The sequence below is a fragment of the Pseudomonas nunensis genome, assembly GCF_024296925.1.
In the GTDB taxonomy this organism is placed as follows: domain Bacteria; phylum Pseudomonadota; class Gammaproteobacteria; order Pseudomonadales; family Pseudomonadaceae; genus Aquipseudomonas; species Aquipseudomonas nunensis.
In genome coordinates, this window is record NZ_CP101125.1 from 7,034,056 (window position 1) to 7,057,766 (window position 23,711).

The following is a 23,711-nucleotide window of genomic DNA, read 5'->3' on the forward strand; positions in this document are numbered from 1 at the left end:
CACTGCCTCTGTGAACGCCACAAATCCCCTGTAGGAGCGAGGCTCGCCCGCGAAGAGGCCAGCCCAGACACCGCAAATTCAGGATCAGAGTTCAGGCGTCCAGGTCACCCCAAACATCCACGCCCGTCCTTCCTCGCGATACCCATACTGGCCACCGTCATAACTGTACAGCGCCCGGCTATAGCCCTTGCCCAGCAGGTTATCTACCTTCAACTCAAGCTTCACTTCCCGATTCAACGCCCAACTGCTGCGCAACCCGAGCAACGCATAACCACCCAACGGCTGCAGATTGTTCTCGTCGTCATAACTGCTGCTGACCGCCTGCCAACTGGCACCGAGCCCCAGTCGATCAAACTGCCGATCCAGATCCAGACTCAACGTGCGCCGCGCCCGCCGGGCCAGGGTATGACCGCTGTCGCGATCCCGTGGGTCGATGATCGCCACGCCGAGGTTGCTCTGCCAGCCGAACAGTTCCTGTTTCAACGCGGCTTCGAAACCATTGATGCGTGCTGAAGCCACGTTCTGAGGACGGTCGTTGCTGCCGACGATAATCGCGTCTTCCAGGTCGGTGCGGTACAGCGACGCTTCCAGGCGACTGGTTTCAGTCAACTGGCTGCGCCATTGCAGCTCGTAGCTTTTCGAGGTTTCGGGCTTGAGGTCCGGGTTGCTGAAGTCCGGGTAATACAGGTCATTGAAGGTCGGCGCGCGGAAGCCTTCGCTGTAGGTCAGCAGCACATCATTGTCCGGATTCAACGGCAGGGTGAAGGTGCCGCTCCAACTGTTCTGGCCGCCGAACTGCTGGTTCTGATCCCGGCGCAGGCCCAGTTCCGTGGAAAAACTGTCGGCCTGATAGCGATGCTGGATGAAAGCCGCGCGGTTCCAGCGACTGTCCTCGTCGAACGCAGTGCTGCTGTTGACCCGATCTTCGTACCAGTCGCCGCCAAGGATCAGGCTGTTGCGATCATTGAGGGTCAGGTCGTTCTGCCAATTCACCGAATCGCGGTAGGTGTTGAACACCGTGCGCTCATCGCTGAGTTTGTCGAGGGTCTTCTCGCGGTTTTCGCTGTGGCCGAATTCGACGCGGGTTTTCCACACATCGTTGATGCGCGCGTCAACGTAACTGCTGACGCTGCTGACATCGAACTCACTGTAAGGCTGCTGCTGGACCGATTCGAAGGTGTTCATGTCGAAGCGGCCGAACGGGTTGTCGAACTCGCTTTTGCCGTGGTTATCCAGCACGTTCGCACCGATCTCGATGTCATCGGTGAGGGCGTGGCTCAGGCTCAAACTCACGGATTTATTGCGGTACTCATCGTGATCGCCGTCGCTGGGATATGACTCATGAGTGCGATCGATCCCGGCGGTTTCATCAAGGCTGGCGCCGAGATTGAAACGGGTTTTCTCATCGCCACCGGACATGCCGAGGCTGCGTTCCCACGTCTGGTTGCTGCCAAACCCCACATGCAGGCGTGGTTGCAGACCTTGTTCGCCGCCGCGACGGGTGAAAATCTGAATCACCCCGCCAATCGCATCGCTGCCATAAATCACCGAGCGCGAGCCGCGCAACACTTCCACACGCTCGATCTGTTCGATGTTCAGGTGTTGCAGGTTGCTGTCGCCCGAGGTGGTACTGCCGATGCGCTGGCCATCCACTAGCACCAGGCTTTGGGCCGACTTGGTGCCGCGAATGTAAATCCCCGGCAAGCTGCCGCGCCCACCGGTTTGCCCGACTTGCACGCCCGGCACACGACGCAACAGGTCGGTGACGCTGCTTGGTTGCAGGCGGTCGATGTCCTCGCGGGTGAACACCGTGTTGGCGGCGCTGCTGTCGTTGCGCGCTTCGACCTGGCGGTTGGCGCTGATCAACACATCGGGGAGCTTGAGGGCCTGGTCGCGTTCGAAGGTGTCGGCCAGGAGTTGACCGGCTGGCAGCAGGGTCAGCGTCAGGGCTAGGCGGGGGAGATTCATTGGCAATCCATGACGCATTGGGATGAACACAAATCAAATGTGGGAGCGGGCTTGCTCGCGAATACGGTCTGTCAGCCACATTGATATCGACTGATACACCGTATTCGCGAGCAAGCCCGCTCCCACAAGGGGTTTTGCAGTGGCTTTAGAGGTTGAGCAACTGCAGGCGCTCACGCACCGACGCTTCAATCCCGGCTTCATCCAGACCACACTCAGCCAGCATCTGCGCAGGCTTGGCGTGTTCGACGTAGCTGTCCGGCAAGCCCAGGTGCAGCATCGACTTGAGGATGTTCTCGCGGGCGAGGAACTCGCTGACCGCGCCACCGGCGCCGCCCATGATTGCGTTCTCTTCGATGGTCACCAGCAACTCATGGCTGCCGGCGATTTCACGAACCAGTGCTTCATCGAGCGGTTTGACGAAGCGCATGTCAACCACGGTGGCATCCAGCGTCTCGGCGACTTTCAGCGCCTCGGCCAGTTGCACTCCGAACACCAGCAGGGCGACTTTATTGCCCTGGCGGCGAACCACGCCTTTGCCGATTTCAATCGGTTGCAGGTCTTTTTCGATGGTCGCGTTCGGACCATTGCCACGCGGGTAACGCACCGCCGCCGGGCCGTTGTATAGGTGGCCGGTGGTGAGCATTTTGCGCAGTTCGTTTTCGTCGCTCGGGGTCATCACCAGCATGCCGGGGATGCAGCGCAGGAACGACAGGTCGAAACTGCCTGCGTGGGTCGGGCCGTCTTCGCCCACCAGACCGGCGCGGTCGATGGCGAACAGCACGTCGAGGTTTTGCACCGCGACGTCATGAATCAGTTGGTCGTAGCCGCGTTGCAGGAACGTCGAATAGATCGCCACCACCGGTTTCGCGCCTTCGCAGGCCATGCCGGCGGCGAACGTAACGGCGTGCTGCTCGGCAATCGCCACATCGAAGTAGCGCAGCGGGAAACGCTCGCTGAACGCCACCAGATCCGAGCCTTCCTTCATCGCCGGAGTGATCCCGACCAGACGCGGATCAGACGCGGCCATGTCGCACAGCCATTCGCCGAACACACCGGAATACTTCGGCCCGCCGGACTTCTTCGGCGCAGCGGCCGGCGCATCGACCGGTTCCAGTTTGGTGATCGCGTGGTAACCGATCGGGTCGACTTCCGCCGGGGCGAAGCCTTTGCCTTTCTTGGTGACGACGTGGAGAAATTGCGGGCCTTTCAGATCGCGCATGTTGCGCAGGGTGGCGATCAGGGTTGGCAGGTCGTGGCCATCGATGGGGCCGATGTAGTTCCAGCCCAGCTCTTCGAACAGCGTGCCCGGGACCAGCATGCCCTTGGCGTATTCTTCGGTACGCCGGGCGATTTCCCAGGCGCCGGGCAGGCGCGACAGGACCTTCTTGCTGCCTTCGCGCATGCTTGCGTAAGTGCGGCTGGAGAGGATCTTCGCCAGGTAATTCGACAAACCGCCGACGTTGCGCGAGATCGACATGTCGTTGTCGTTGAGGATCACCAGCATGTTGGCGTTGACTTCTGGCGCGTGGTTCAGCGCCTCGAAAGCCATGCCTGCGGTCAGTGCGCCGTCGCCGATCACGGCAATCGCCTTGCGATCACTGTTTTGCAGGCGGGCGGCAATCGCCATGCCCAGCGCTGCGCTGATCGAGGTGCTGGAGTGGCCGACGCCAAAGGTGTCGTACTCACTCTCGGAACGACGCGGGAAGGCTGCGACGCCGTCCTTCTGGCGCAGGGTGCCCATGCGCTCGCGACGGCCGGTGAGGATTTTGTGCGGATACGCCTGATGACCCACGTCCCACACCAGCCGGTCGTCCGGGGTGTCGAACACGTAATGCAACGCGATGGTCAGCTCGATGACGCCCAGGCCGGCACCGAAATGCCCACCGGTCTGACCGACCGTATAGAGCAATTCCAGGCGCAATTCATCGGCCAGGGTTTCCAGCTCGGCTTCACCTAACCGGCGCAGGCCGTCCGGCGTGTTGGCGCGGTCGAGCAGGGGCGTGGTCGGGCGTTTGCGGGGAATCTCATGAAACGTCGTGGGCATCAGGCGAATCGTTATAGGTATAGAAGAGGCGGCAGTTTACCTGATGCATCGGCCCCTGCCCACGCGTTGCTCTTTTTTGGCGGATACGCTGTCAGCTACGCCGTTCGACGATATAGCGGGCCAGGTCACGTAATGGCTCGGCTGCCGCGTCAAACGGTCGCAGCGCATGCAGGGCCTGATCGCGCAGTTCCAGGGCGTAGGCCTTGGCCGCGTCGAGACCGAGCAGCGCCGGGTAGGTCGGCTTGTCCCGGGCAATATCGGCGCCCTGGCGTTTGCCGAGGGTTTCGGTATCGCTTTCGACGTCGAGAATGTCGTCCTGGACCTGAAACGCCAGGCCAATGGCCTGTGCATAGGTCTGCAACGACTTGAGTTCGTCTTTCTCGGCGCGGCCACTGGCCAGGGCGCCGAGCTTGACGCTGACCTCGATCAACGCGCCGGTCTTGTGCCGGTGCATGGTTTCGAGGGCTTTTTGATCGAGCTTCAGACCAACCGAACCGAGGTCGATGGCTTGACCGCCGACCATGCCCGCCGGGCCTGCGGCCAACGCCAATGCACTGACCATTTGCAGACGAATTTCGGTTTCCGGTGTGCTCAGGCGCGGGTCGAGCAAGGCGCTAAACGCCAGGCTCTGCAAGCCGTCACCGGCAAGGATCGCGCAGGCTTCATCGAATTTTTTGTGCGTGGTCGGCTGGCCGCGACGCAAATCATCGTCGTCCATCGCCGGCAAATCGTCGTGCACCAGGGAATACGCGTGAATCAGCTCCACCGCGCAAGCCGCACCGTTGGCCTGTTCAGCCTTGCCGCCCAACGCTTCGCACGCGGCGTAGGCCAGCAACGGGCGCACACGCTTGCCGCCATTCATCACGCTGTAGCGCATGGCTTCATAGAGGCGGGCGAGCTCGGGGCTCGGCGGGTTGAACAGGGTATCCAGTGCTGCGTTGACGCGGGCCTGGCTGGTCGCCGAATACGCTGCAATCATTCTGGCTGATCCGCGTCGAAGGGTTCCTCGGCCAGCTCGCCATCACGCTCGAGCAGCACTTGGACCTTTTGCTCAGCCTGGGCCAGCGCTGCCTGGCAATCGCGGGTCAGACCGATGCCTTGCTCGAAAGCCGTCAGCGAATCTTCCAGCGACAACTCGCCGTTCTCCAGTCGCTCCACCAGCGTTTGCAGGTCAGCGAGGGATTGTTCGAAATCCAGTGCAGCTTTTTTGCGGGCCATGGCGGCTATTTCCGGTTGACGTTAAACCGGCGCGACACTAGCAGACATGGGGGTTATGGGCAAATGAGCGGGGGGTGTTTGCCTCTGTTCCGGCAGCACCTGTTTCAGCTTCGATGCACCTTTGTAGCAGCTGGCGAAGCCTGCGTTCGGCTGCGCAGCAGTCGTCAACCCTGTTTGTACGGTTCACCTGATGTACCGTGCGTTCCGATTTCACGACTGCTGCGCAGTCGAACGCAGGCTTCGCCAGCTGCTACAGGTTGGAGTGCAAATCAGCTCAGTGGTCTATTCGGCTCATTCCGTGAGCCGAATAACCCCGCTATTCGGCTCACGCTCAACAATCATCGTGATTTCCACCACAAATAAACATGTATCTGATTGTTAAAAAACTGCCGAATAGCTAACCTTCGCGGCTTCTACGACCCAATAGTCACGGGTCTTTCTGACGAAACGCAGTTTTTACATCTGTAACGCGCCGAGGATCGGGCGCAAGGTTTCGTTGTGCATGGCAGGAGGCGTCACATGCGTTGCTTTCTTTCACTGCTGATAATGCTGGCCTGGGCCTGCGCTGCCTCGGCCGATCCGACGGCTGAAATGTCGGAACCGGTCGGCGGCTGGCGCTATAACGGCTTGCTCGATCGCAGTGAAAACCCTCAAGTCGCCTATCCCACACCGCCCATCGACCGGGGCGTACAGCGCAATCGCACGATGATCGAAGGCCAGCTCAAGGCCATCGGCACTCAGCGCGGGCCGCACACCCTGGCGGTCAACGGCAATCCACTGAATCTGTACACCGACGACGAAGGGCGTTTCGCCCGGCCGTATGCGTTTGGCGCCGGTTCCAACAGCGTCGAAGTGCGCAGCGCCGAGGGCAAATCGCTCAAGCGCGTTCAATTCTATGAAGCCAACAACCTGCGCACCCCGGCGCGGATTCGCGTGGTGCTCGGTTGGGACGACCCCAAAGCCGAGCTCGACCTGCACATCATCACCCCCGACGGCCAGCACGCGTTTTTCGCCCACACGGCGTTGACCAACGGCGGCGGCCTCGACCCGGACGGCGTCGATGGCCCCGGCCCGGAAATGTTCACCATGACCGCGCCGATGCATGGCACCTATCTGGTTTACGTGAACTATTGGGGCAACTTCGGCAGCGAAGGCTATAACTTCGATGAGACCAGCAACCAGAACGAGGTCATCACCTCGCAAATCAACCTGGTGCTCAACGAAAACACCGTCGACGAAAAACGCGAGACCTTCATCGTGCCCCTGCGGGCCATCGGTGACCTGTTGCTGGTCAAGACTTTCAACTATTAAGCATCCCGCTCCACGGATGAATTGCTGAGCTTTGGGAACATGAGCGTGAACATGAGCGATAACACGAATTCACCAGCGGTTTCCCCGGCAGCCGAAACGCCTGCAGCCAAATCTTCACGTCGTTGGCCTGCGGTGCTGATCGGGCTGTGCCTGGTGGCCGGCGTGGCGGCCGGGTTGGGCTGGTTCATGCACAAACCCAAAGTGCCGCTGGCGGCGTTGGCCAGTGACAAACTGGGCATGAGCCGCCCAGACGGTCTGCTGGAAACCAACTCCTTGAGCCAACTGCCCAAGGACTTGCTGGCCGTGCCGTTCCTCAAGGAAACCCTGACCGAAGATTTCGTCTTCTATTACGAAGCCCACGCCGATCGCCTCGGCTTGATCGGCAGCTTGCGTCGGATCATCTACGAGCATGACCTGAAGTTGCAGGACAGCCTGATCGAGCAGCTTTTCGATCAACCGGCAGACGTGGCGCTGTGGCGTGGGGCGGATGGTCGCCTGAAAGACTTCTTGCTGGTGATGGATCGCGGTGGTCTGGCCAAGATGCTGGAGCCGCTGGCCAAGGTCGCACTGGACGACACGCAACTGACTCAGGTCGGCACGGTGAAAGTCGGCGCTGATGATGTGGCGTTGTATCAACTGACCTACAACGCCACGAAAGCGCTGCTGTTCGCCTCCCATGGCGACAAACTGGTGGTGCTGTCGAATCCGACCAAGCTCTACGATGCGGACAACGGTGCGTCGGAAGAGTCGGGCAGCGTGTCGACTAAATCCATCGCTGCGCTGCTGAACGGCGACAAACTGTTTCCCGAAGCCTTCGGCCTGCAACCTCGTGCGCCGGAAATAAAGCAACGCCTGTCGGTCAACGCCAGCGTCCTGGCCATGGGTTATCAGCGCTTTATCCCGAACTTCGCCGGCCTGCGTTTCGATATGGACGACAAGGGCTGGCACAGCTTCCTGGCCATGGATGAACTGGACAACCAACCCGACTTCGATTTCAAACCGATCTGGCAAGCCATGCCGATGGGCGCCAGCGCCTGCGTAGCTTTGCCACTCGCCGCCGAACAACAGAAACCGTTGCTGGTAAAACTCGGTGCCGAAGAAAAAGTCGCCCAGGCACTGACTGAACACATGGCCGGCGCGGCGGGCCTGTGCTGGTACGCCGATTCGCGTCTGTACACGCCGCTGCTGGTGGCCAGCCTGAATGACAGCGACAGCGCCAAACTTGATGGCGACCTGGGCAACCTATTCGGCTCGATGGTCGGCGCCTATGAGGGCAACGTCGAAGAACACGCATTCCCGGTGGTCGAGAAAAAGGAAGGCGAAAGCCATCAGTGGCAGCGTCAGGTCAGTTCCAACTTCGGCCCTTATAAAGCCAAGGATGCCGAGAACCCGGACGCGATCACCGGCAAGGCTTTCATGAAAGTCAGCCTCGCTCGCCACGGTTCGACGCTGTTGTTTTCCCTCGACGACAAGCTGGTGGATAAAGCCCTCGGCACCCTCGACAAACGCTTCCCGCCCATGGCCGACGTGGTGCCGAAAGACCTGCTGATGCCGGTCTACTTCGGCCCGGATTCCATGGCGCAACTGATGCAACAGGAAACCCTCGACAGCCTGCCGCAGGATATGGAGCCGGTGTTCTACAACGCTGCGCAAACCTACCTGATCCCGAAACTGCGCAAGCTCGGCGGTTACGGCAAGTACGCGCTGACCCTGCCTGAAGGCAGCGAGCCGGACGGCCACTGGCAATGGCTGCCGCTGGAGTGGAAAGCCCTGTGACAGCCCTTATCCGAGGCCTCGGCCTGCTGGCGATGTTGCTCGGCAGTCGGGTGTTTGCCACTGAAGCCGCGCCGCTGGATTCGCAGCAATCCCAGGTGTTCCGCGCCTGGTTCGTGCGCATCGCCCAGGAACAACTGACCCAAGGCCCGAGCCCGCGCTGGTATCAGCAGGACTGCGCAGGCCTGGTGCGTTTCGCCGCCAACGAAGCGCTGAAAGTACATGACGACAAATGGCTGCGCAGCAATGGCCTGTCCAACCGCTACCTGCCGCCGGAGCTGCAACTGAGCGAGGCCCAGCGCGGTCTCGCCCAGCAATGGCAGCAGGGCGGCGGCAAGGTCGGGGCGTACGTCAACGCGATCAAACTGATTCAGTTCAACAGTCATCTGGTGGGTCGCGACGTATCCCAAGCCCGGCCCGGCGACCTGATGTTTTTCGATCAGGGCGACGACCAGCACCTGATGATCTGGATGGGCCGCTACATCGCCTATCACACCGGCACCACCACCCCCACTGACAACGGCATGCGATCCGCGAGCCTGCAGCAACTCATGACATGGAAGGACACCCGATGGATACCCGACGCAGCCAACCCCAACTTCATCGGCGTCTATCGACTGAACTTTCTCTCCCAATGATCGGTGCCCGCATGCTGCGTTTACTGCCTCTGCTGTTGGTTTTAGTGCTGCCGTTTTCGGCGGTGAATGCCGAAGACACCGTCGAGCCTAGCGGCTACACGCCGGTGGCCGGTGAAAGCTTTTTCCTGCTGGCCGACAGCAGTTTCGCCAGCGACGAGCAGGCGATGGTGCGCCTCGAAGCACCGGGCCGCGACTATCGCCGCTTCCGCATGGAGCCTTACGGTGGCGCCGACATTCGTGTGTATCGCATCGACAAGCCACTGGATTTCCTCAAGCGCCAGAAGAACCTGCACCGCGTGGTCAGCGACGGCCAGTTCAAGGGCGAAGGCCTGTCCAACACCCTCGCGTACCTGTGGGACAACTGGTACCGCAAATCCCGTCGCGTGATGCAGCGGGCGTTTTCCTACGAGTCCCGCAAACAAGTCACCGAGGAAGTGCCTGAGCTGAAGATGGGCACCGCGATTGCCGCGCCAACGCCCTACGACGCTCAGCCGCAATTCGCACTGATTCCGGGCCTGCCGGTTGTCAGCCAATTCCGTTATCCGCTGTGGGAAGCCAAACCGATCCAGCCGCCCGCAGGCGTGAACCTGGCCGGCTCTTCGAGTGAGTTCGTCAGCGTGGCGCCGGGCAACGTGTACATCCCGTTGGGTCACCTGAAACCGGGCCTGTACCTGGTGGAAGCGCTGATCGGCAAGTACCGCGCGACCACCATGGTTTTCGTTTCCAACACCGTGGCCGTGAGCAAGATTGCCGGTGATGAATTGCTGGTGTGGGCCGCGCGCAAACACGAAGGCAGTTCGGTGCCAAAAGTGAATGTGCTGTGGACCGATGGCCTCGGAGTGATGAGCAGCGGCGCCACCGATGCGGATGGTTTGCTACGCCTGAAACACGTCAGCCCCGAGCGTTCTTTCGTGATCGGCGAAGACGAAGAGGGCGGGGTGTTTGTCTCCGAAAACTTCTATTACGACAGCGAAATCTACGACACCAAACTCTATGCGTTCACTGACCGGCCGCTATACCGGCCGGGAGATTGGGTGTCGTTGAAAATCGTTGGCCGCGAGTTCAAGAACGCCCGGGATTCCGTGGCGCCGACCGCTGCCGACGTCAACGTGACCGTGCTCGATGCGACCGGCACCGCGCTGCAATCGCTGGCGCTGAAGCTCGATTCCAAGTCCGGCACCCAGGGCCGTTTCCAGTTGCCGGATAACGCGGTGGCGGGCGGTTATGAATTGCGTTTCAGCTACAAGGATCAGGCCTACAGCAGCGCCTTCCGTGTTGCCGAATACATCAAGCCGCACTTCGAAATCTCGCTCAATCTGGCCAAACAGGATTACCGCACTGGCGAACCGGTGAAAGGCAGCCTGGTGCTGCTGTACCCGGACGGCAAACCGGTGGCCGACGCCAAATTGACCCTGAGCCTGCGCGCCCAGCAACTGTCGATGGTCGATAACGAACTGCAATACCTCGGGCAATTCCCGATTGAGCTGACCAGCACCGAACTGACCACCGACGCCAAGGGCAACGCGACCCTCGACCTGCCGGCCGCTGACAAACCGAGTCGCTACATGCTCACCGTGTTTGCCAGCGATGGCGCGGCGTATCGGGTCAAGACCACCAAGGAAATCCTCATCGACCGTGGCGCCGCAAGCTTCAGCCTGCGCGCACCGCAACGCTTCAGCGCAGTCGGCGACAAAGTTGCATTCCGCTACGTGAACGAAGGCGGCAGCGAGCAAAGCAAAGCCGTCACCCCGAGCAGCTACAGCTGGGTGCGTCTGGAAGACCAGACCACCGGCGACGGCAAACTCACGGCGAAAGACAAAGGCTTCAGCCTCGCGTTCGACCGCCCGGGCACCTACAACCTGACGTTGAAGGATGACCATGGCCGCGTGGTCGGTGCGACCGGGCATTCGGTTACCGGCGAAGGCGTCAAAGCCGTGCCGGGCACCGTGGAAATCGTCCTCGACAAACCCGAGTACAAGGCCGGCGACGAAGCCATGGCGTTGATCACTTTCCCGGAACCGATCAGCGATGCGCTGCTGTCCCTGGAGCGTGACAAGGTCGAGGCCACGGCGCTGCTGTCCAAGGGCGCTGACTGGCTGAAGATGGAAAAACTCAGCGAAACCCAATACCGCGCACGGATTGCGGTGAAGGATAACTTCGCGCCGAACCTGACGTTCTCGGTGTTGTACACCAAGGGCGGTCAGTACAGCTTCCAGAACGCCGGCATCAAGGTGATTACGCCGCAGATCGACGTGGCGATTGCCACGGACAAAGAGTCGTATCAGCCGGGCGATACCGTGTCGGTTGACCTGAGCACCCAGTTCGCCGGCAAGCCGATTCCGGCGCACCTGACGGTCAGCGTCGTCGACGAAATGATCTACGCGCTGCAACCTGAAGTCGCGCCGACCATCGACCAGTTCTTCTACCACCCGCGCCGCAATAACGTGCGCACCAGCGCCAGCCTGTCGTTCATCAGCTACGACGTGGCGTTGCCGGGCAGCCCAGGCGCGCCGGGCAAAGCCAATCGCAGCGAGCGGGGCGTGAAAGTGCTGGAGCGGCCGCGTCGTGAAGACGTCGACACCGCCGCGTGGCAGCCGGAATTGATCACTGATGCCAACGGCAAAACCCGCTTCACCTTCAAGATGCCTGACTCGCTGACCCGCTGGCGCATCACTGCCCGGGCCATCGCCGATGACGGTCAGGTCGGGCAGAAAAAGCAATTCGTGCGTTCGGAAAAACCGCTGTACCTGAAGTGGAGCGGCCCGACTAAATTCCGCACCGGCGACAAACCGAATCTGGGTGTGTTCGCCTTCAGCCAGGCCGACAAACCGGTCAAGGCTGAGCTGGTAATTCATTACGGCGGCACCGAGCAGCGTGTGCCGGTGACCTTGAACAACGGCATCAACTACATCGCATTGCCGTCGTTCGCACTCGCGAGTGGCGACTGGACGGCCGAACTGGTGCAGGACGGTAAAACCGCGGATGCCCTGGCCGTGCGCCTGACCGCGACCGGCGAAGGCTGGCAGGTCACGCAAAGCCAAAGCCTGGACGGGGCCAGTGGTGATACGCCGCTGACCTTGCCGGCGGACGCCACGGATATTCGCCTGCGTCTGGATGACAGTCCGCAAGCGCTGTTCCGTTCGGCCCTCGATGATTTGCTGAGCTATCCGTACGGTGGCGTCGAGCAGACTGCCAGCCGTTTGCTGCCGCTGAGCATCGCCTATCCATCGCTGTCGTCGAATCCACAGATCCGCGATCGCTTGCGCCTGATCATGCAAAACAGCCGTCTGCGCCTGGTGCAAATGGCCGGGCCTTCGGCGAGTTTCACCTGGTGGGGCATGGACGGCGAGCCCGACGCGTTCCTCACCGCCTACGCTTATTACGCCGACTGGTACGCCAGCAAAGCGCTGGAACTCAGCCTGCCGCCGGAGCATTGGCAGCGGGTGCTGGAGGTGTATTCCAAGCAAGCGAAGAACACGCCGCTGTTGCAACGGGCGCTGATCCTGTCGTTCGCCAAGCAGATGCAATTGCCGGTGAACACCTTGCTCAGCGGTTTGATGGATGACTTGGCGAAGGCCGGCGACGGCAACGCGGTGAACCTGATGGACGATGGCGAAGACAGTCTGGTCATGAGCGATCCGGATTCGGCACTGGGCCTGGCGGCGGCGCGTGCGCTGACCGCTTCGTTGGCCAAGCAGTCCAAAGTGACGCTGCCGGAGGCGTTCAATCGTCAACTGCCGGATGCGCAACAACGTCTGGCGGTGAGTTCGCAGCCGTTTGCCGAAGCGTTGAACCTGTCGCTGCAAGCCTTCGATCAGGCTCACGCGCAACAGTTGTTGCAACGTCTGCTGCCACAGCAATCGACCCTGGAACGCGCCTTGGCCCTGAGCTGGTTGCAACACAGCATCGAGCAGGCTTCGCCGACCATTGCACTGGCGCCGGGTGAAGGCTGGAAGAAACGCTACGGCGATACCGGCGAGATGTATTGGACGTGGCAGGGCGCTACGCCTGTTCCGCCAGTGTTGTCGCTGGCCGGGACCCAGGAACGCCCGCTGCGCGCCGCGTTGAGCTACCAGACCAAGCAACCGCCAATCGACCCGATGGCCGTGACCATCACCCGTCGCCTGTCGCGTCTGGTGCCAGGTGACGAAGCGTTCGAATTCAAACTCGAAGCGGTCGGCACTAAGCCGTTGTCCAGCGACAGCCTGTACCTCGACGAAGTGATCATCACCAGCAAAGCCGCGAAACCGTTGCGCTACGGCATGATCGAAGTGCCGCTGCCGCCGGGCGCCGATGTCGAACGCACGACGTGGGGCATCAAGTTGATGGGCAAGGCTGGCACCGAACCGACCGCGCTGGAGAAGGCGCGTTTCGAACCGGGGCAACTGGCTTATGCGATTCCGGTGGACGCCTTGAGCGGCGAATTGCGCGTGCGGCATCTGGTGCGCTTCTCGCAGAAAGGCCAGTTCAATTTGCCGCCGGTGCGTTTCACTCAGGTCTACGCGCCACAGCATCAGGCCCAGGAACAGAAACCGGCGCTCGGCCAGGTCACGGTCAACTGACATGACCCGACCTCTGGTCTGGTTGCTGCTGTGTTTGCTCCCTGCGCTGGCGACAGCGCAGGACGAACCGCTGCGGCTGGGCTTCAAGGGTGAGTTGATTTCGTTGAGCCCGACTCAGGTGATTTCACGCGAGCCGTTGCCTTCAGATCTGCAGACGCCGTTAGGCAGTTTGTGGAAGTTGTTTGTCTACGGCTGGCTGGTGGATACCGGTGCGCGGGAACCGGCGTACGAATGTCGCGGGCAATCGAAGGAAGAAGTTTATTGCTGCACAGCGGGCGGCAAGATTGGCCGTGATCAGGCGTTGGTGAAGTCCTGCGGGTTGTACTTCGAGCCTGCGCGGCTTGGCATTGTGGGCGCTGATTGGCGTCAGTATTGGCAGGCTCGGCAGGCGCCGGAATGGTTGCTGAATTTGCCGTCACTACAGCCTTCGACGCGGGTTTCAGTTGTTGAGTTGTTGAAGGCGCTGGCCGTAATGCCGGCGCAGGATCAAGCGCGGCGCGTGTTGCTGGATGTGGTGCTGAACGCCGCTGACGGCAATGTCGTCGGTGAACTCGGTGGCCGGTTGCGGGTGAAAACCTGGAGCTGGCTGGGGGATCAGGATCCGGCGTCGCGTCAGGGCGGGTTTGCCGGTTGGACGCTGGATGGCACGCCGATCTGGGCCGGAGGGCGCGGGACCAGTCAGATGGTGCTTCGGCATTATGGTGCGGCGCTGGCTGCGGTGGTACCGGTGGATTGGCCCGTGGATGCTGGGCGTTGTGTCGAAGTCGGGCTGTTTTCACGCTATCCGGTGGGTCGCGTTCTGGCAGGTGATCGGGTGGTTTCCGATGGGCCGTTGCAGGGCGACTATCGCGTTGAGTTCGCCAATGGCAATCAACTCGATATCCACAGCGACGGCGAACTGTTTCTGCTCAAGGACAAACTCGTCGCCCGTCTGGACCGCGAAGAATACGTCGCCCGCGTCCTGCAACGGGAAGCCAAAGCCGAACCTTTAGAGGCTGCCAAGGCTCTGGCCGTCGCTATCCGCACCTATCTTCTACAAAACGCCACCCGTAACGGTGACTGCCTGAGCATTGACGACAGCAGCAGCCGTCAGCGCGTTGCCCCGCGCCCGGCCACCGCTGAATCGCGCAACATCGCCGCGTGGACCAGCGACCTGGTCCTGGCCGGCAGCACCGTCACCTATCACTCCGACCAACCCGGGCCGGACAAACTCTCCTGGCAACAAGCCGTCGAACAAGCCAACGCCGGCCAACGTTACGACGCGATCCTGCTGCACGCCTACCCGCGCGCCAGCCTCAGCCGCTGGGACAACCCCGTCGCCTCCTGCGAAGCATTGCCCGCCGCGCAAGACTGGCTGCAAACCCAACGCCGCGGCTGGCGCCAACGCCTCGAAAACAAAGTCGGCTACAACGAAGTCAACACCTTCGCCGTCTGCCGCCTGACCTTCGGCCGCCCCTATGTCGACCGCGAACGCCAGCGCATTTATGTGCGCGGCGTGCTGTCCCTCCAGGACCGCCTCGACCTGACCCACGAATACCTGCACCTGGCCTTCGAAGCACACCCGAATGGCCAGGATGAAACCTACATCGAAGGGCTCGCCCGCCACCTCTTGCTGGAATAGGCCATGAAACTCCGTTATCCACAGGTCTTCCTGTTCCTCTGTACCTTTTGCGCACTGCCGACGACCTACGCCGCCGCAGTCGATCTCGATACCCCCGTGGGCGGTTGGCGAACCGGTGCCGTTGAAGGCGAAGGCGAAAACTACCGCCAGCCCGTCAACTACCCCGCATCCTCGGTCAACACCCCGGTCGGCCAAGCCAACACCGCGCGCATCAGCGGCCAGATCAAAGCCACACCGAAGTCGGGCGAGCCTGGCCGATTGATCGTCAACGGCATCAGCATGCCGCTGAAAATCGACGCTGCCGGACGCTTTGATCGCCCGTACTCGTTCCCCAACGGCAGCAACAGCGTCGAAGTCCGCAGCCCGGATGGCCAGCAGCGGCATCGCACGCAATTTCTTCACACCAGCGGTGGGGCTACGCCGGCCAAGTTGCGGGTGTTGTTGTCGTGGGACAGCGACAACACGGACCTGGATTTGCACTTGGTGACGCCCGACGGCGCACACATCTGGTATGGCGATCGCGTTGCACCGAACGGCGCGGCGCTGGATGTTGACGTAACCACGGGGTATGGCCCGGAGATCTTCTCCATGCCGGCGCCGATCAAGGGGCAGTATTTGGTTTACGTGAACTACTTCGGTGGTGGGTATCGGAGTGATGAGGATGGGCAGGAAGACGCGGTGCAGGCGCTGACGACCGCGCAGGTGACGGTGATTACGGAGGAAGGCACGCCGAACGAGAAGATGGAGACTTTTCTGGTGCCGATGCGGGCGGTGGGGGAGTTGACGTTGGTTAAGGGGTTTAGTTATCCGTGATGAGGGGATTGTGCAATCAGCTCTTGCACAATTGAATTGGGCAGCAGCTTGCTGCCCAATTGCGTCGAGTCGAAAAAATCCACTGCCGTGTTAGTTTTTCAGCGATGCCATGGTGCTCACGGAGATGGCGGCTCCGATCTCTCAGAAACATTCAAATAAGGATTTAACCCTTGCCTATCAAAACAGACGTCTGGACCGTCGGTCATTCGCCTAACAAACTAGCCCCTAGCCGATTGGTAAGCGAAAAAGTGCTGGAGGACATGATTATTCAGTCTCCCAGTATCCTATCGGATGAATGGATGCTGATAGGCAAACAGGAAAACACCGGTACAGGTGGTCGCATCGATTTATTGGCCATTGCACCTGATGGTGCTTTGATTCTGATCGAACTCAAACGTGATCGCACCCCTCGTGAGGTTGTCGCTCAAACCCTCGACTACGGTGCTTGGGTCGAGGGTTTACGTGGCGACGAGATCGCAGCGATCTACAAGAGGTTCCGACCGGGATACAGCCTGGACGTAGATTTCCTGGCTCGTTTTGGGCGTGTGCTGGATGACGATGAGCTGAACAAAAGCCATCAGTTAATCATCGTCGCTACGGAGTTGGATTCGAGCAGTGAGCGAATCGTTGAATACCTCAGTAAACGAGATATTCCGATCAACGTGCTCTGCTTTCAGATTTTTCAGGTGGGCGACCAACAGCTGTTAAGCCGATCCTGGTTGCTGGACCCGGTACAAACTCAAGTGAACGCTGTGTCGACAAGCGAAGGGCATAGCGAGCCTTGGAACGGTGAGTTCTACTGTTCGTTCGGCGACTCCGTTTCCCGTTCGTGGGTTGATGCTGTGGAGTTCGGCTTCATAGCCGGTGGCGGCGGTGCGTGGTACAGCAAGACTTTGCAGTTACTATCCCCAGGGGATCGAGTCTGGGTCAATATTCCTCAGAAAGGCTACGTTGGCGTCGGGCGCGTTCTTGGTTCAGCCATGCCTGCAATAGAATTTACAGTCATGCAGGATGGCGTTGAGCGCCCTGTATTAGAGGTCGCGACTCGAGCCAAATATCACGCGGAGTTTGTGGGTGATCCGGAGCGTTGCGAATACTTCGTTCCAATCCAATGGCTGGAAACCGTTCCGGTGGAGCGGGCCGTGCGAGAAATTGGAATGTTTGGGAACCAAAATACGATTTGCCGACCGACTGCAGCTAAGTGGCGGTGGACGATTGAGCGGCTGAAGCAGCGCTTTCCCCACTATGAAGCTGTGCCGGTAACTGAAGAACCTAACGTTTAGACGGTTGGGGGCTCGCCAGATCACCAACAGGCCGATGCGCTGAATGTGGCATTCGGCGTAGCACTGCGGCGACACATCAAATTAGTCAGCAGGCTGCTGACCGATTCGCTCCTGCGCATCTTGGTAAGCGGCTTCACGTTCGCGCTTTCCGATGGCGACCACGAAAACCACCACCTCCTGATCGAGCACCTGATAGATCAGTCGATAGCCGGCGCTGCGCAATTTGAGTTTGTAGCAGTCAGGCAGTTGGCGAAGACGATTGGCTTCAATGCGAGGGTTCTCGAGTACTTCTGCAAGTTTCTTCTTGAACTGTTGGCGCAACGTGTCGCCCAGTTTGTTCCACTCTTTCAACGCGCGACGATCAAATTCAAGGCTATAGGTCATCCAGGCTTACCTTGACTCGCTGAGGGGCGGCAAGACGTTCGGTGACCACGGCGATGAGGGCTTCATCCTCTTCGCTGAGTAGTGCAGCTTTGAAAGGCAATTTGCCGCGTTCGGCGACGTATTGCAGGGTTTGACGCAGCAGTTCGGAAGGCGTAACCCCGAGCTTTTCCAGCTCCGCGAATGAACGCTGCTTCAGATCATCGTCGATACGAATGTTGATGGAGGCCATGGTGAGAAACCTGTAATGACGTTTGTCGTTACGGTAGCAATTACGGCGCTGGCTCCACAACCCCTTATGTAGGGTTTTCAGATGGTAGGTATGCTTTCTTTCAGGCATTAAAAAGCCGGCTTGTGGCCGGCTTCTATTATTTATATATTATTGATTTATATGAATTTTATTTCTGATCTCTGTTTTGACCCACTCTTTAACCCACACTGCTGAATCGATATGGATCTAACTATTTTTGCTGGCCTTAGCTGGGCTTGAACAATCACTCGCTCTGACGAGTCAGCACATGCCTGATCGCCGTCGCGTACGGCAAATGCGCGGTGTCGCGTACCTCCCGCTCCAACTCCTCAACCCAACTATCATCGTCGGGATAAGCTTCGGCGTAGTCTGCAAAAATCTCCATGGTCTGAATATAGCCGCAGAGCTGCGCGCGACGAATCTGATTTAAGGCACCGTCCAACACAAGAATGCGGATGGTTTCTGTGGCACGAAGATGGTTGTTTGCCGTCAGCCCCGCACGTGGCCGCACGGTGCCGCCGGGCGTGAAAAGCAAGAATACGTCAGGATCTTCGATATCAGGCTTGATCAGCGTTTCTGGGGAATAAGCTCCACACTGGTCCTTGGCCATTCCGCAAGTTCCGGCACGGTTGCAGGAGCCAAACAGATTGCTCCAATCAAACGTACCTTGGGGGTATCTCCCGCGCTGGCGGAAATGTTCGATATGACGATTTCCATCACCCATTGGCCCATCGCAGTAAGCACATCGAGGCCCTTGCATTAAGTCCAGCGACAGCCAGATAGCCATGCGCTCTTCGGGTGTTACAGCACTCCAGGCATCCCGGCCATGCCGGTAACGTCTCAGGCCCGCCGGAGGTTCGTCTTGTCTATTCAGACGCCGCACCTCAACGCTCCCTGTTGCCAAGTTCGCGGGGCAGGCGCTGCTTGATTCCCTGTAAACGAACCAGTCGATCAAGTTCGTGCACAACTGGATGTTCAGCCCCGAAATGGGCTTCCAGCCTGTCTCTCAATATACGTCCCTCAGGCTGCTCATGAAGGTTCTGTTGAATCAGTGCCTGGTAATCAGAAACCCAGATTGCCTCAGGCACATGAGGTACCGGATCGACGCCCATGATACGGGCCAACAGGTCGGAGCTGGCGACGCCGCGGGTTTGCCATTGTGGCTCGCTGACGGTGGTGACCCGGCTGGTGGTCTCGGGAACGATTTCGCTGCGCAGGATTCGCACACTGTCCGATGAGACCGTACTCAACACCTGAGGACTGTGGGTTGTCACGATAAGCTGCATGGCCGGGAACGCCTGGGCCAGGTTGAGCAGCACTACTTGTTGCCATTCCGGATGCAGGTGCATGTCGACTTCGTCGATAAGCAGCAGGCCTGGTGTCTTTTGCGCCGCTTGCGCACCAAGGTGGCCGTTGAGTTTGGTTGCGCGAAATGCGATATCGGCCACCATGCCTATCATGTTGCGAATACCGTCGCTGAGCCACTCGACTGGTAGTTCGCCTAATTGCTCATGTCGGGCAACCAGCGTGTCGCGGGTGAAGGAGTACTCGATACCGCTCCAGCCTGCCGGTTGAATGCACACGTTCACGGCTCGACTAACTGACTGGATGTAGGTGTCGAATTCGGTTTTGGCAATGCTGACCCCTGCTTCAAGCGCCTTGAGTTGGGCTTCTTTGGCATTCAGGCTCCAGTAGCGAAACCATTGCACGAACGATTTATAGCTGGATGCCGGATCGAGGCAGTCGGTGTAGCCGACGGTTCTTGAGGTGCGTTGGATGTTCTTCGCATCTGTCAGTTTTTTTTGCTGCCACAGACGTCCAGTGCCGTAGTACGCGATCAGTGGCAGAACGACCTCAGTGTCGGGCGTGCGCGAAGCTTCTTGCATGCGCTTGCCATAGGCAACCAATTCCTTGGCGTCTTTGACCGATGTCTTGGTCTTGGTCGCGCTGGAAAGGTGACGGCGCCAAATAGTGGGCAGTAGATCATCGGACAGCCGATCGAGCAGACTGCCGGGAACGAATCCCGTAGCCTCGAGCCTAGCCCCTTGAGGGGCGTATTCCATTTCGTTTGTAGTGGTTTGTCTGGCACGAAACTGGCGAATATCACTAGGCTCAAAATGCTTGCCCACCGCCTCGTCAAATGCCCCTATATAAGGACCAAAGGCGATGGCGATGGCGTCGAGAATGGACGTTTTACCCGTACCATTGGCCGCAACCAATACGGTCAACTGCGGGTGGAAGTCGATATCGATCGATTCAAAGCAGCGGAAATCACGCAGTCGCAACTGGGAAAGCCGCAGCGAATTTTTTCCGGCACTCGTCATGTTTTCCTGGGTGCCCATGCGAAACTCCAGCCGACGCTTAAAACGCTAGTCTACCTGTTGACCTGCTTCCAGCGCAGCCTCTTGGAGGAACTGAAAAATCGTCCTGATGTTGACGAAGTGCCTCACGTTCTCCCCTTCAAATTTCTTGTCTGGTGAGAGGGGGTGCACCTGGAATTCAATGCTGCTTTGATGCAGTGCTCTAGGGAGGGGCGCTATTGATTTTTCTAGGTGCTCTCGATCAAATACAATCCCAGATCTAGTGTGCGGAAGCTGAAGCTAAATCGTGACAAGATTTAAATGACACAAGTTCATCGTGGATGTAAGTGTCTTAAAAAAGACGAGTAATGATCGACATATGGTTGGGTTGCCTGTGCAAAGCTAGAACCAAGTCATTTTACTCGTCTGGCGTATTAGTCCTATCCTTCGATAAGGTACTAAGTGATAAATCGAAGAGCTCTGCCTGAACTCTAGCTTGTAAGGGGTGGCCCCCCAGCCGAGGGAGAGCTCAATTGGCGTTGGTGCTATTTTTTATGAGGTTTTAAGCAATTGTGCTGTCCTGATTTTTTCGGGTACGTGATCGTTCTTTTCTGCTTCCATTTCTATCAGTATCTCTAAGAGTCTTGCTCGACTAACTTCATAGCGGCTTGCCAGTTTCTCGAGGCTTACAATTGCTTTGTCCGAAAGTACGAAGTTGTACTGAGCCTTTCCTTTAAGATTTTCTCTATATTTTTTTTGAGTCCATCCTTTTTTGATTTTTCCTATATAAAGCTCTTTTTGTTCTCGTGAGTAATTCGCTTTGTCAAAAAAAATCAAGATGTCTTCGAATGTTTCGAAGGGGGCTGACCCCAGTGTGACGACGAAGGAGTTCTTTTCTAGCCAGTCCCAAGCGAATTGGCTTTTCTGGTCGTCATCTTTAAACCAAGCATACACTCTGTCGTTTGCTTTGTGGCTTTTCCATCTTTGTTCAAGATCTCTAAGTAGGTTTGCTTTTTGAGTTATGTCTCTTTGCCATACGTCGAGGATCGCGATAGGTAGATCTTTTTCTTTTAGGTCGAAGTAATTCTTGAGTTGGCTATGTCCGGTCGAGTTTTGAATTTCTTTTGTCATCCACTCTGCTACACGGCGGTCTTCCGTTATCCACTCAATATCTCTTTTATGGACAAGTTGTTTGCGTCTTTCTTTAAGTAGTTCGTCGACTCTCCAAGTCCTGGTCTGAAGATACCTGGCCATTTTGTCTCTCATGCCAGTATCTGAGTAGTCATTTGGGTTAAATCTAGTTTCGTAGAATAAAAGTGTGTACCACAGCCATATATCGTGGCGATTGCTGTATTCCGTTTCGCCGAGAACTTGGGAGAGAGCATCTTCAAGGTGTAGTGCCACTATAGTGTCCTTCTAGCGTGGATCAAGTAATTATGTAGATTTACTCTAACATGATTCAAGTGTCAATCAAGATTGTCTCTAGTAGATATAATATCGCGGTTGCTCAGTCTTTACTGGGGTGATGAACCTTTTTAAGCAGCGATCTGGCGAAGTGGAGCAACCTCCAATTCACGAGCAATTTTTGCGTTTGGTTACCATTAGGTGCGCTGCTTTGCCAAGTTTGCCTCGCCAGGTTCCTCCTCTGGGTGAGGGGTAGAGTCTGTAGCACGTTAATTTTTACTGGGCTTGCCAATCCTCTGGACGAATACAGGAGCTGCGTTCATGAGGATAATTCGATTGAAAGAGGTCATGGATCTAACGGGCCTTGCTAGATCTACGATTTACAAGTTTATTTCGGGGGATTCATTTCCCAAACCTATTTCCTTGGGGGACCGTTGTGTAGGTTGGCTGGAAAGTGAAGTTCACGCTTGGATACTAAGTAAAGTTAAAGAGCGGGATCAGTTGGTGAAGAATGATGCTTGAGGATCTGCTGCGTTTGCCTTTGTGAATTTCACTGGCTCGGTTCTAGTTAACACCATGAAGGAACTTATCCTTCATGGTGTTTTTCCAGAGTTGTTGTGTCTCTGTAATGTATCTTTTTAACAGGGCTTGTGGGTGGTTTATCTAGTGTTGTGCCGTCAGAAAGTTTCGGTATTGGTACTATGCTTATACAGTATCTCTATTGTGAGTTTGGCTTGTCTGTACTGATTAGGTGTGGGAGGTGTGTCGGAGGGAAGATAGGTGCTCTAAGCAGAGCAGTATTGTGCTCTACCTTCTTAGGTGTAAGTAAAAATGTACTAGCGGGCCTGACTATATGAAACTAAATACTCGGAGCTCAATCATGGCTAGATATCCAGGCAACACGAACTTAACCCTTCATTACGAAGGTTCTTATCAAGGCCTGACCGTGCAAGTGGATAAGGGACCCTTCATCCAAGAGTACCTAAACCGTCTTCATCAGACGGTATCTCGAGCGCTTAATCAGTACCCTCGTGTGTTCGCATTCAGGTTTGACCTGCGGCTACCAGCTAACAATCAATTGCCCGATTACGCTTTCACGAACGAAGTTATTGACCGCTTCATCGAATCCTTTAAAGCCAAAATCAAGCACAATCGCCAAATGGCGAAACTTGTGAATAAGTACGCGCACGACACCAAGGTGCGTTACGTCTGGGCTAGGGAGCAAGGGCAGCACGCGCGACCACATCATCACTTTGCGATCTTGCTGAACTACGATGCATTCAATGCGCTGGGTAAGCTCGAATCAGGCAGAGACAACATGTTTAATCGCTTGGAAGGAGCGTGGGCAAGCGCTTTAGGGTTATCAGTAGAGGCTGTCAGGGGATTGGTCGAGATTCCACAAAATCCTTACTATCACATGTATCGCGACGAGATAGTCGGACAGGCAGCCTTCTTCCATCGTGCGAGCTACCTGTGTAAGTCGAGCACAAAGGTTTTTGGGGATGGTTCCCATGGTTTCGGGTGCAGCAGAAGCTGAGCACAACGCTGAATCACAAAAAAAATAGAAGGACACCGTGCCGACGACCACCCTGGCAGTGCCAAAGGCGGTCCATCGGACGGTGTGTACATTGGAGTTAAAGGTAACCTCGTTCAACCAGAGATACGCAGCCTTCATGACCTACAACGATGTGATCCAACGTCTGGGTGCCAATCATGCTGAGGGCGCTCTTGAGCGCCAGGGTTAGCGTGCGATCGGCTTGACTAGGTTCAGGATCACCGGATGGGTGGTTATGTACCAGAATTACCGCTGCAGCATTGAGCTCCAATGCAATCTTGACCACTTCTCGCGGGTACACGCTGGCACCATCCAGCGTGCCTCTGAATAGCTCCCTGAAGGCAATCACTCGATGTTTGCTGTCGAGCAGTAGTAGCGCAAAGACCTCGTGCTCGTGGTACTGCAGCAGTGTTTGCAGGTGGCTAAAAACCTGCTTTGGCTCCGTTAATGCCCGGCCTTTAGACAGACGGCTCATTGCCAATTGTTGTGCCATCTGCAGGATGTCAGCCTCGGTAACCGGGGATTCCATGACATAGGTACCGATTGTTTCACCGGCTATCAGCTTGTGATATTTCATTCGGGTATTCCTG

The 23,711-nt window shown here is 57.7% G+C and carries 19 protein-coding genes; 9 read left to right on the forward strand and 10 right to left on the reverse strand.

Going from position 1 to position 23,711, the window contains the following annotated elements; genetic code table 11:
* Positions 1 to 84: 84 nt before the first annotated feature.
* From NK667_RS31165 to NK667_RS31180, 4 genes are all read right to left on the reverse strand, one after another.
* The gene (locus NK667_RS31165) at positions 85 to 1,968 is read right to left on the reverse strand and encodes a TonB-dependent receptor domain-containing protein (protein ID WP_054616776.1); all 1,884 of its coding nucleotides are present in this window, start codon (positions 1,966 to 1,968) and stop codon (positions 85 to 87) included.
* A 145-nt stretch (positions 1,969 to 2,113) separates the two neighbouring features.
* A complete protein-coding gene (gene dxs, locus NK667_RS31170) occupies positions 2,114 to 4,012 on the reverse strand; it encodes a 1-deoxy-D-xylulose-5-phosphate synthase (RefSeq protein WP_054052358.1) in 1,899 nt (632 codons plus the stop codon).
* 91 nt (positions 4,013 to 4,103) lie between these two features.
* Positions 4,104 to 4,991, reverse strand: coding sequence for a (2E,6E)-farnesyl diphosphate synthase (gene ispA, locus NK667_RS31175; RefSeq protein ID WP_054052361.1), 888 nt, complete (start codon positions 4,989 to 4,991; stop codon positions 4,104 to 4,106).
* Positions 4,988 to 5,230, reverse strand: a complete 243-nt coding sequence (locus NK667_RS31180; RefSeq protein ID WP_007894317.1) for an exodeoxyribonuclease VII small subunit — start codon at positions 5,228 to 5,230, stop codon at positions 4,988 to 4,990. The genes ispA and NK667_RS31180 overlap by 4 nt, the downstream gene beginning before the upstream one ends.
* 519 nt (positions 5,231 to 5,749) lie before the next feature.
* Between NK667_RS31180 and NK667_RS31185 the strand changes: the two genes are divergently transcribed.
* The 7 genes from NK667_RS31185 (at position 5,750) to NK667_RS31215 (ending at position 17,231) form a co-directional block, all read left to right on the forward strand.
* The gene (locus NK667_RS31185) at positions 5,750 to 6,541 is read left to right on the forward strand and encodes a YfaP family protein (protein WP_054616775.1); all 792 of its coding nucleotides are present in this window, start codon (positions 5,750 to 5,752) and stop codon (positions 6,539 to 6,541) included.
* 51 nt (positions 6,542 to 6,592) lie between these two features.
* On the forward strand, positions 6,593 to 8,317 hold the full coding sequence (locus tag NK667_RS31190) for a DUF2138 domain-containing protein (RefSeq protein WP_054616774.1): 1,725 nt from the start codon (positions 6,593 to 6,595) through the stop codon (positions 8,315 to 8,317).
* Positions 8,287 to 8,952 (forward strand): DUF1175 domain-containing protein, encoded by a 666-nt coding sequence (locus NK667_RS31195; RefSeq protein ID WP_054616773.1) that lies wholly within the window; start codon positions 8,287 to 8,289, stop codon positions 8,950 to 8,952. Before NK667_RS31190 ends, NK667_RS31195 begins: the two co-directional genes overlap by 31 nt.
* Positions 8,949 to 13,514, forward strand: a complete 4,566-nt coding sequence (locus tag NK667_RS31200) for an alpha-2-macroglobulin family protein (RefSeq protein WP_083471396.1) — start codon at positions 8,949 to 8,951, stop codon at positions 13,512 to 13,514. Before NK667_RS31195 ends, NK667_RS31200 begins: the two co-directional genes overlap by 4 nt.
* A 1-nt stretch (position 13,515) precedes the next feature.
* Complete coding sequence (locus NK667_RS31205) at positions 13,516 to 15,135, forward strand: DUF2300 domain-containing protein (protein ID WP_054616772.1); 1,620 nt, start codon at positions 13,516 to 13,518, stop codon at positions 15,133 to 15,135.
* Positions 15,136 to 15,138: 3 nt separating this feature from the next.
* Positions 15,139 to 15,948, forward strand: a complete 810-nt coding sequence (locus NK667_RS31210; RefSeq protein WP_054616771.1) for a YfaP family protein — start codon at positions 15,139 to 15,141, stop codon at positions 15,946 to 15,948.
* A gap of 170 nt (positions 15,949 to 16,118) precedes the next feature.
* On the forward strand, positions 16,119 to 17,231 hold the full coding sequence (locus NK667_RS31215; protein WP_054616770.1) for a PDDEXK family nuclease: 1,113 nt from the start codon (positions 16,119 to 16,121) through the stop codon (positions 17,229 to 17,231).
* An 81-nt stretch (positions 17,232 to 17,312) separates the two neighbouring features.
* On the opposite strand, the gene NK667_RS31220 is transcribed toward NK667_RS31215, so the two are convergent.
* From NK667_RS31220 to NK667_RS31240, 5 genes are all read right to left on the reverse strand, one after another.
* Entirely contained in the window at positions 17,313 to 17,615 is a 303-nt protein-coding gene (locus NK667_RS31220) for a type II toxin-antitoxin system RelE family toxin (protein ID WP_054616769.1), read from the reverse strand.
* Complete coding sequence (locus NK667_RS31225) at positions 17,605 to 17,844, reverse strand: type II toxin-antitoxin system RelB/DinJ family antitoxin (RefSeq protein ID WP_054616768.1); 240 nt, start codon at positions 17,842 to 17,844, stop codon at positions 17,605 to 17,607. Before NK667_RS31225 ends, NK667_RS31220 begins: the two co-directional genes overlap by 11 nt.
* A gap of 262 nt (positions 17,845 to 18,106) precedes the next feature.
* Positions 18,107 to 18,745, reverse strand: coding sequence for a retron Ec78 anti-phage system effector HNH endonuclease PtuB (gene ptuB / locus NK667_RS31230; RefSeq protein WP_054616767.1), 639 nt, complete (start codon positions 18,743 to 18,745; stop codon positions 18,107 to 18,109).
* Position 18,746: 1 nt separating this feature from the next.
* Entirely contained in the window at positions 18,747 to 20,204 is a 1,458-nt protein-coding gene (locus NK667_RS31235) for an AAA family ATPase (RefSeq protein ID WP_054616766.1), read from the reverse strand.
* A 510-nt stretch (positions 20,205 to 20,714) separates the two neighbouring features.
* Positions 20,715 to 21,566, reverse strand: a complete 852-nt coding sequence (locus NK667_RS31240) for a hypothetical protein (protein ID WP_054616765.1) — start codon at positions 21,564 to 21,566, stop codon at positions 20,715 to 20,717.
* 321 nt (positions 21,567 to 21,887) lie between these two features.
* Here NK667_RS31240 and NK667_RS31245 point away from each other — a divergent pair, with 321 nt between their 5' ends.
* On the forward strand, positions 21,888 to 22,088 hold the full coding sequence (locus NK667_RS31245) for a helix-turn-helix transcriptional regulator (RefSeq protein ID WP_054616764.1): 201 nt from the start codon (positions 21,888 to 21,890) through the stop codon (positions 22,086 to 22,088).
* A 358-nt stretch (positions 22,089 to 22,446) separates the two neighbouring features.
* Positions 22,447 to 23,103, forward strand: a complete 657-nt coding sequence (locus tag NK667_RS31250) for a YagK/YfjJ domain-containing protein (protein ID WP_054616763.1) — start codon at positions 22,447 to 22,449, stop codon at positions 23,101 to 23,103.
* A gap of 97 nt (positions 23,104 to 23,200) precedes the next feature.
* On the opposite strand, the gene radC is transcribed toward NK667_RS31250, so the two are convergent.
* Positions 23,201 to 23,698: a RadC family protein gene (gene radC / locus NK667_RS31255; protein WP_054616762.1), complete on the reverse strand. Its 498-nt coding sequence runs from the start codon at positions 23,696 to 23,698 to the stop codon at positions 23,201 to 23,203.
* Between the last annotated feature and the right edge of the window lie 13 nt (positions 23,699 to 23,711).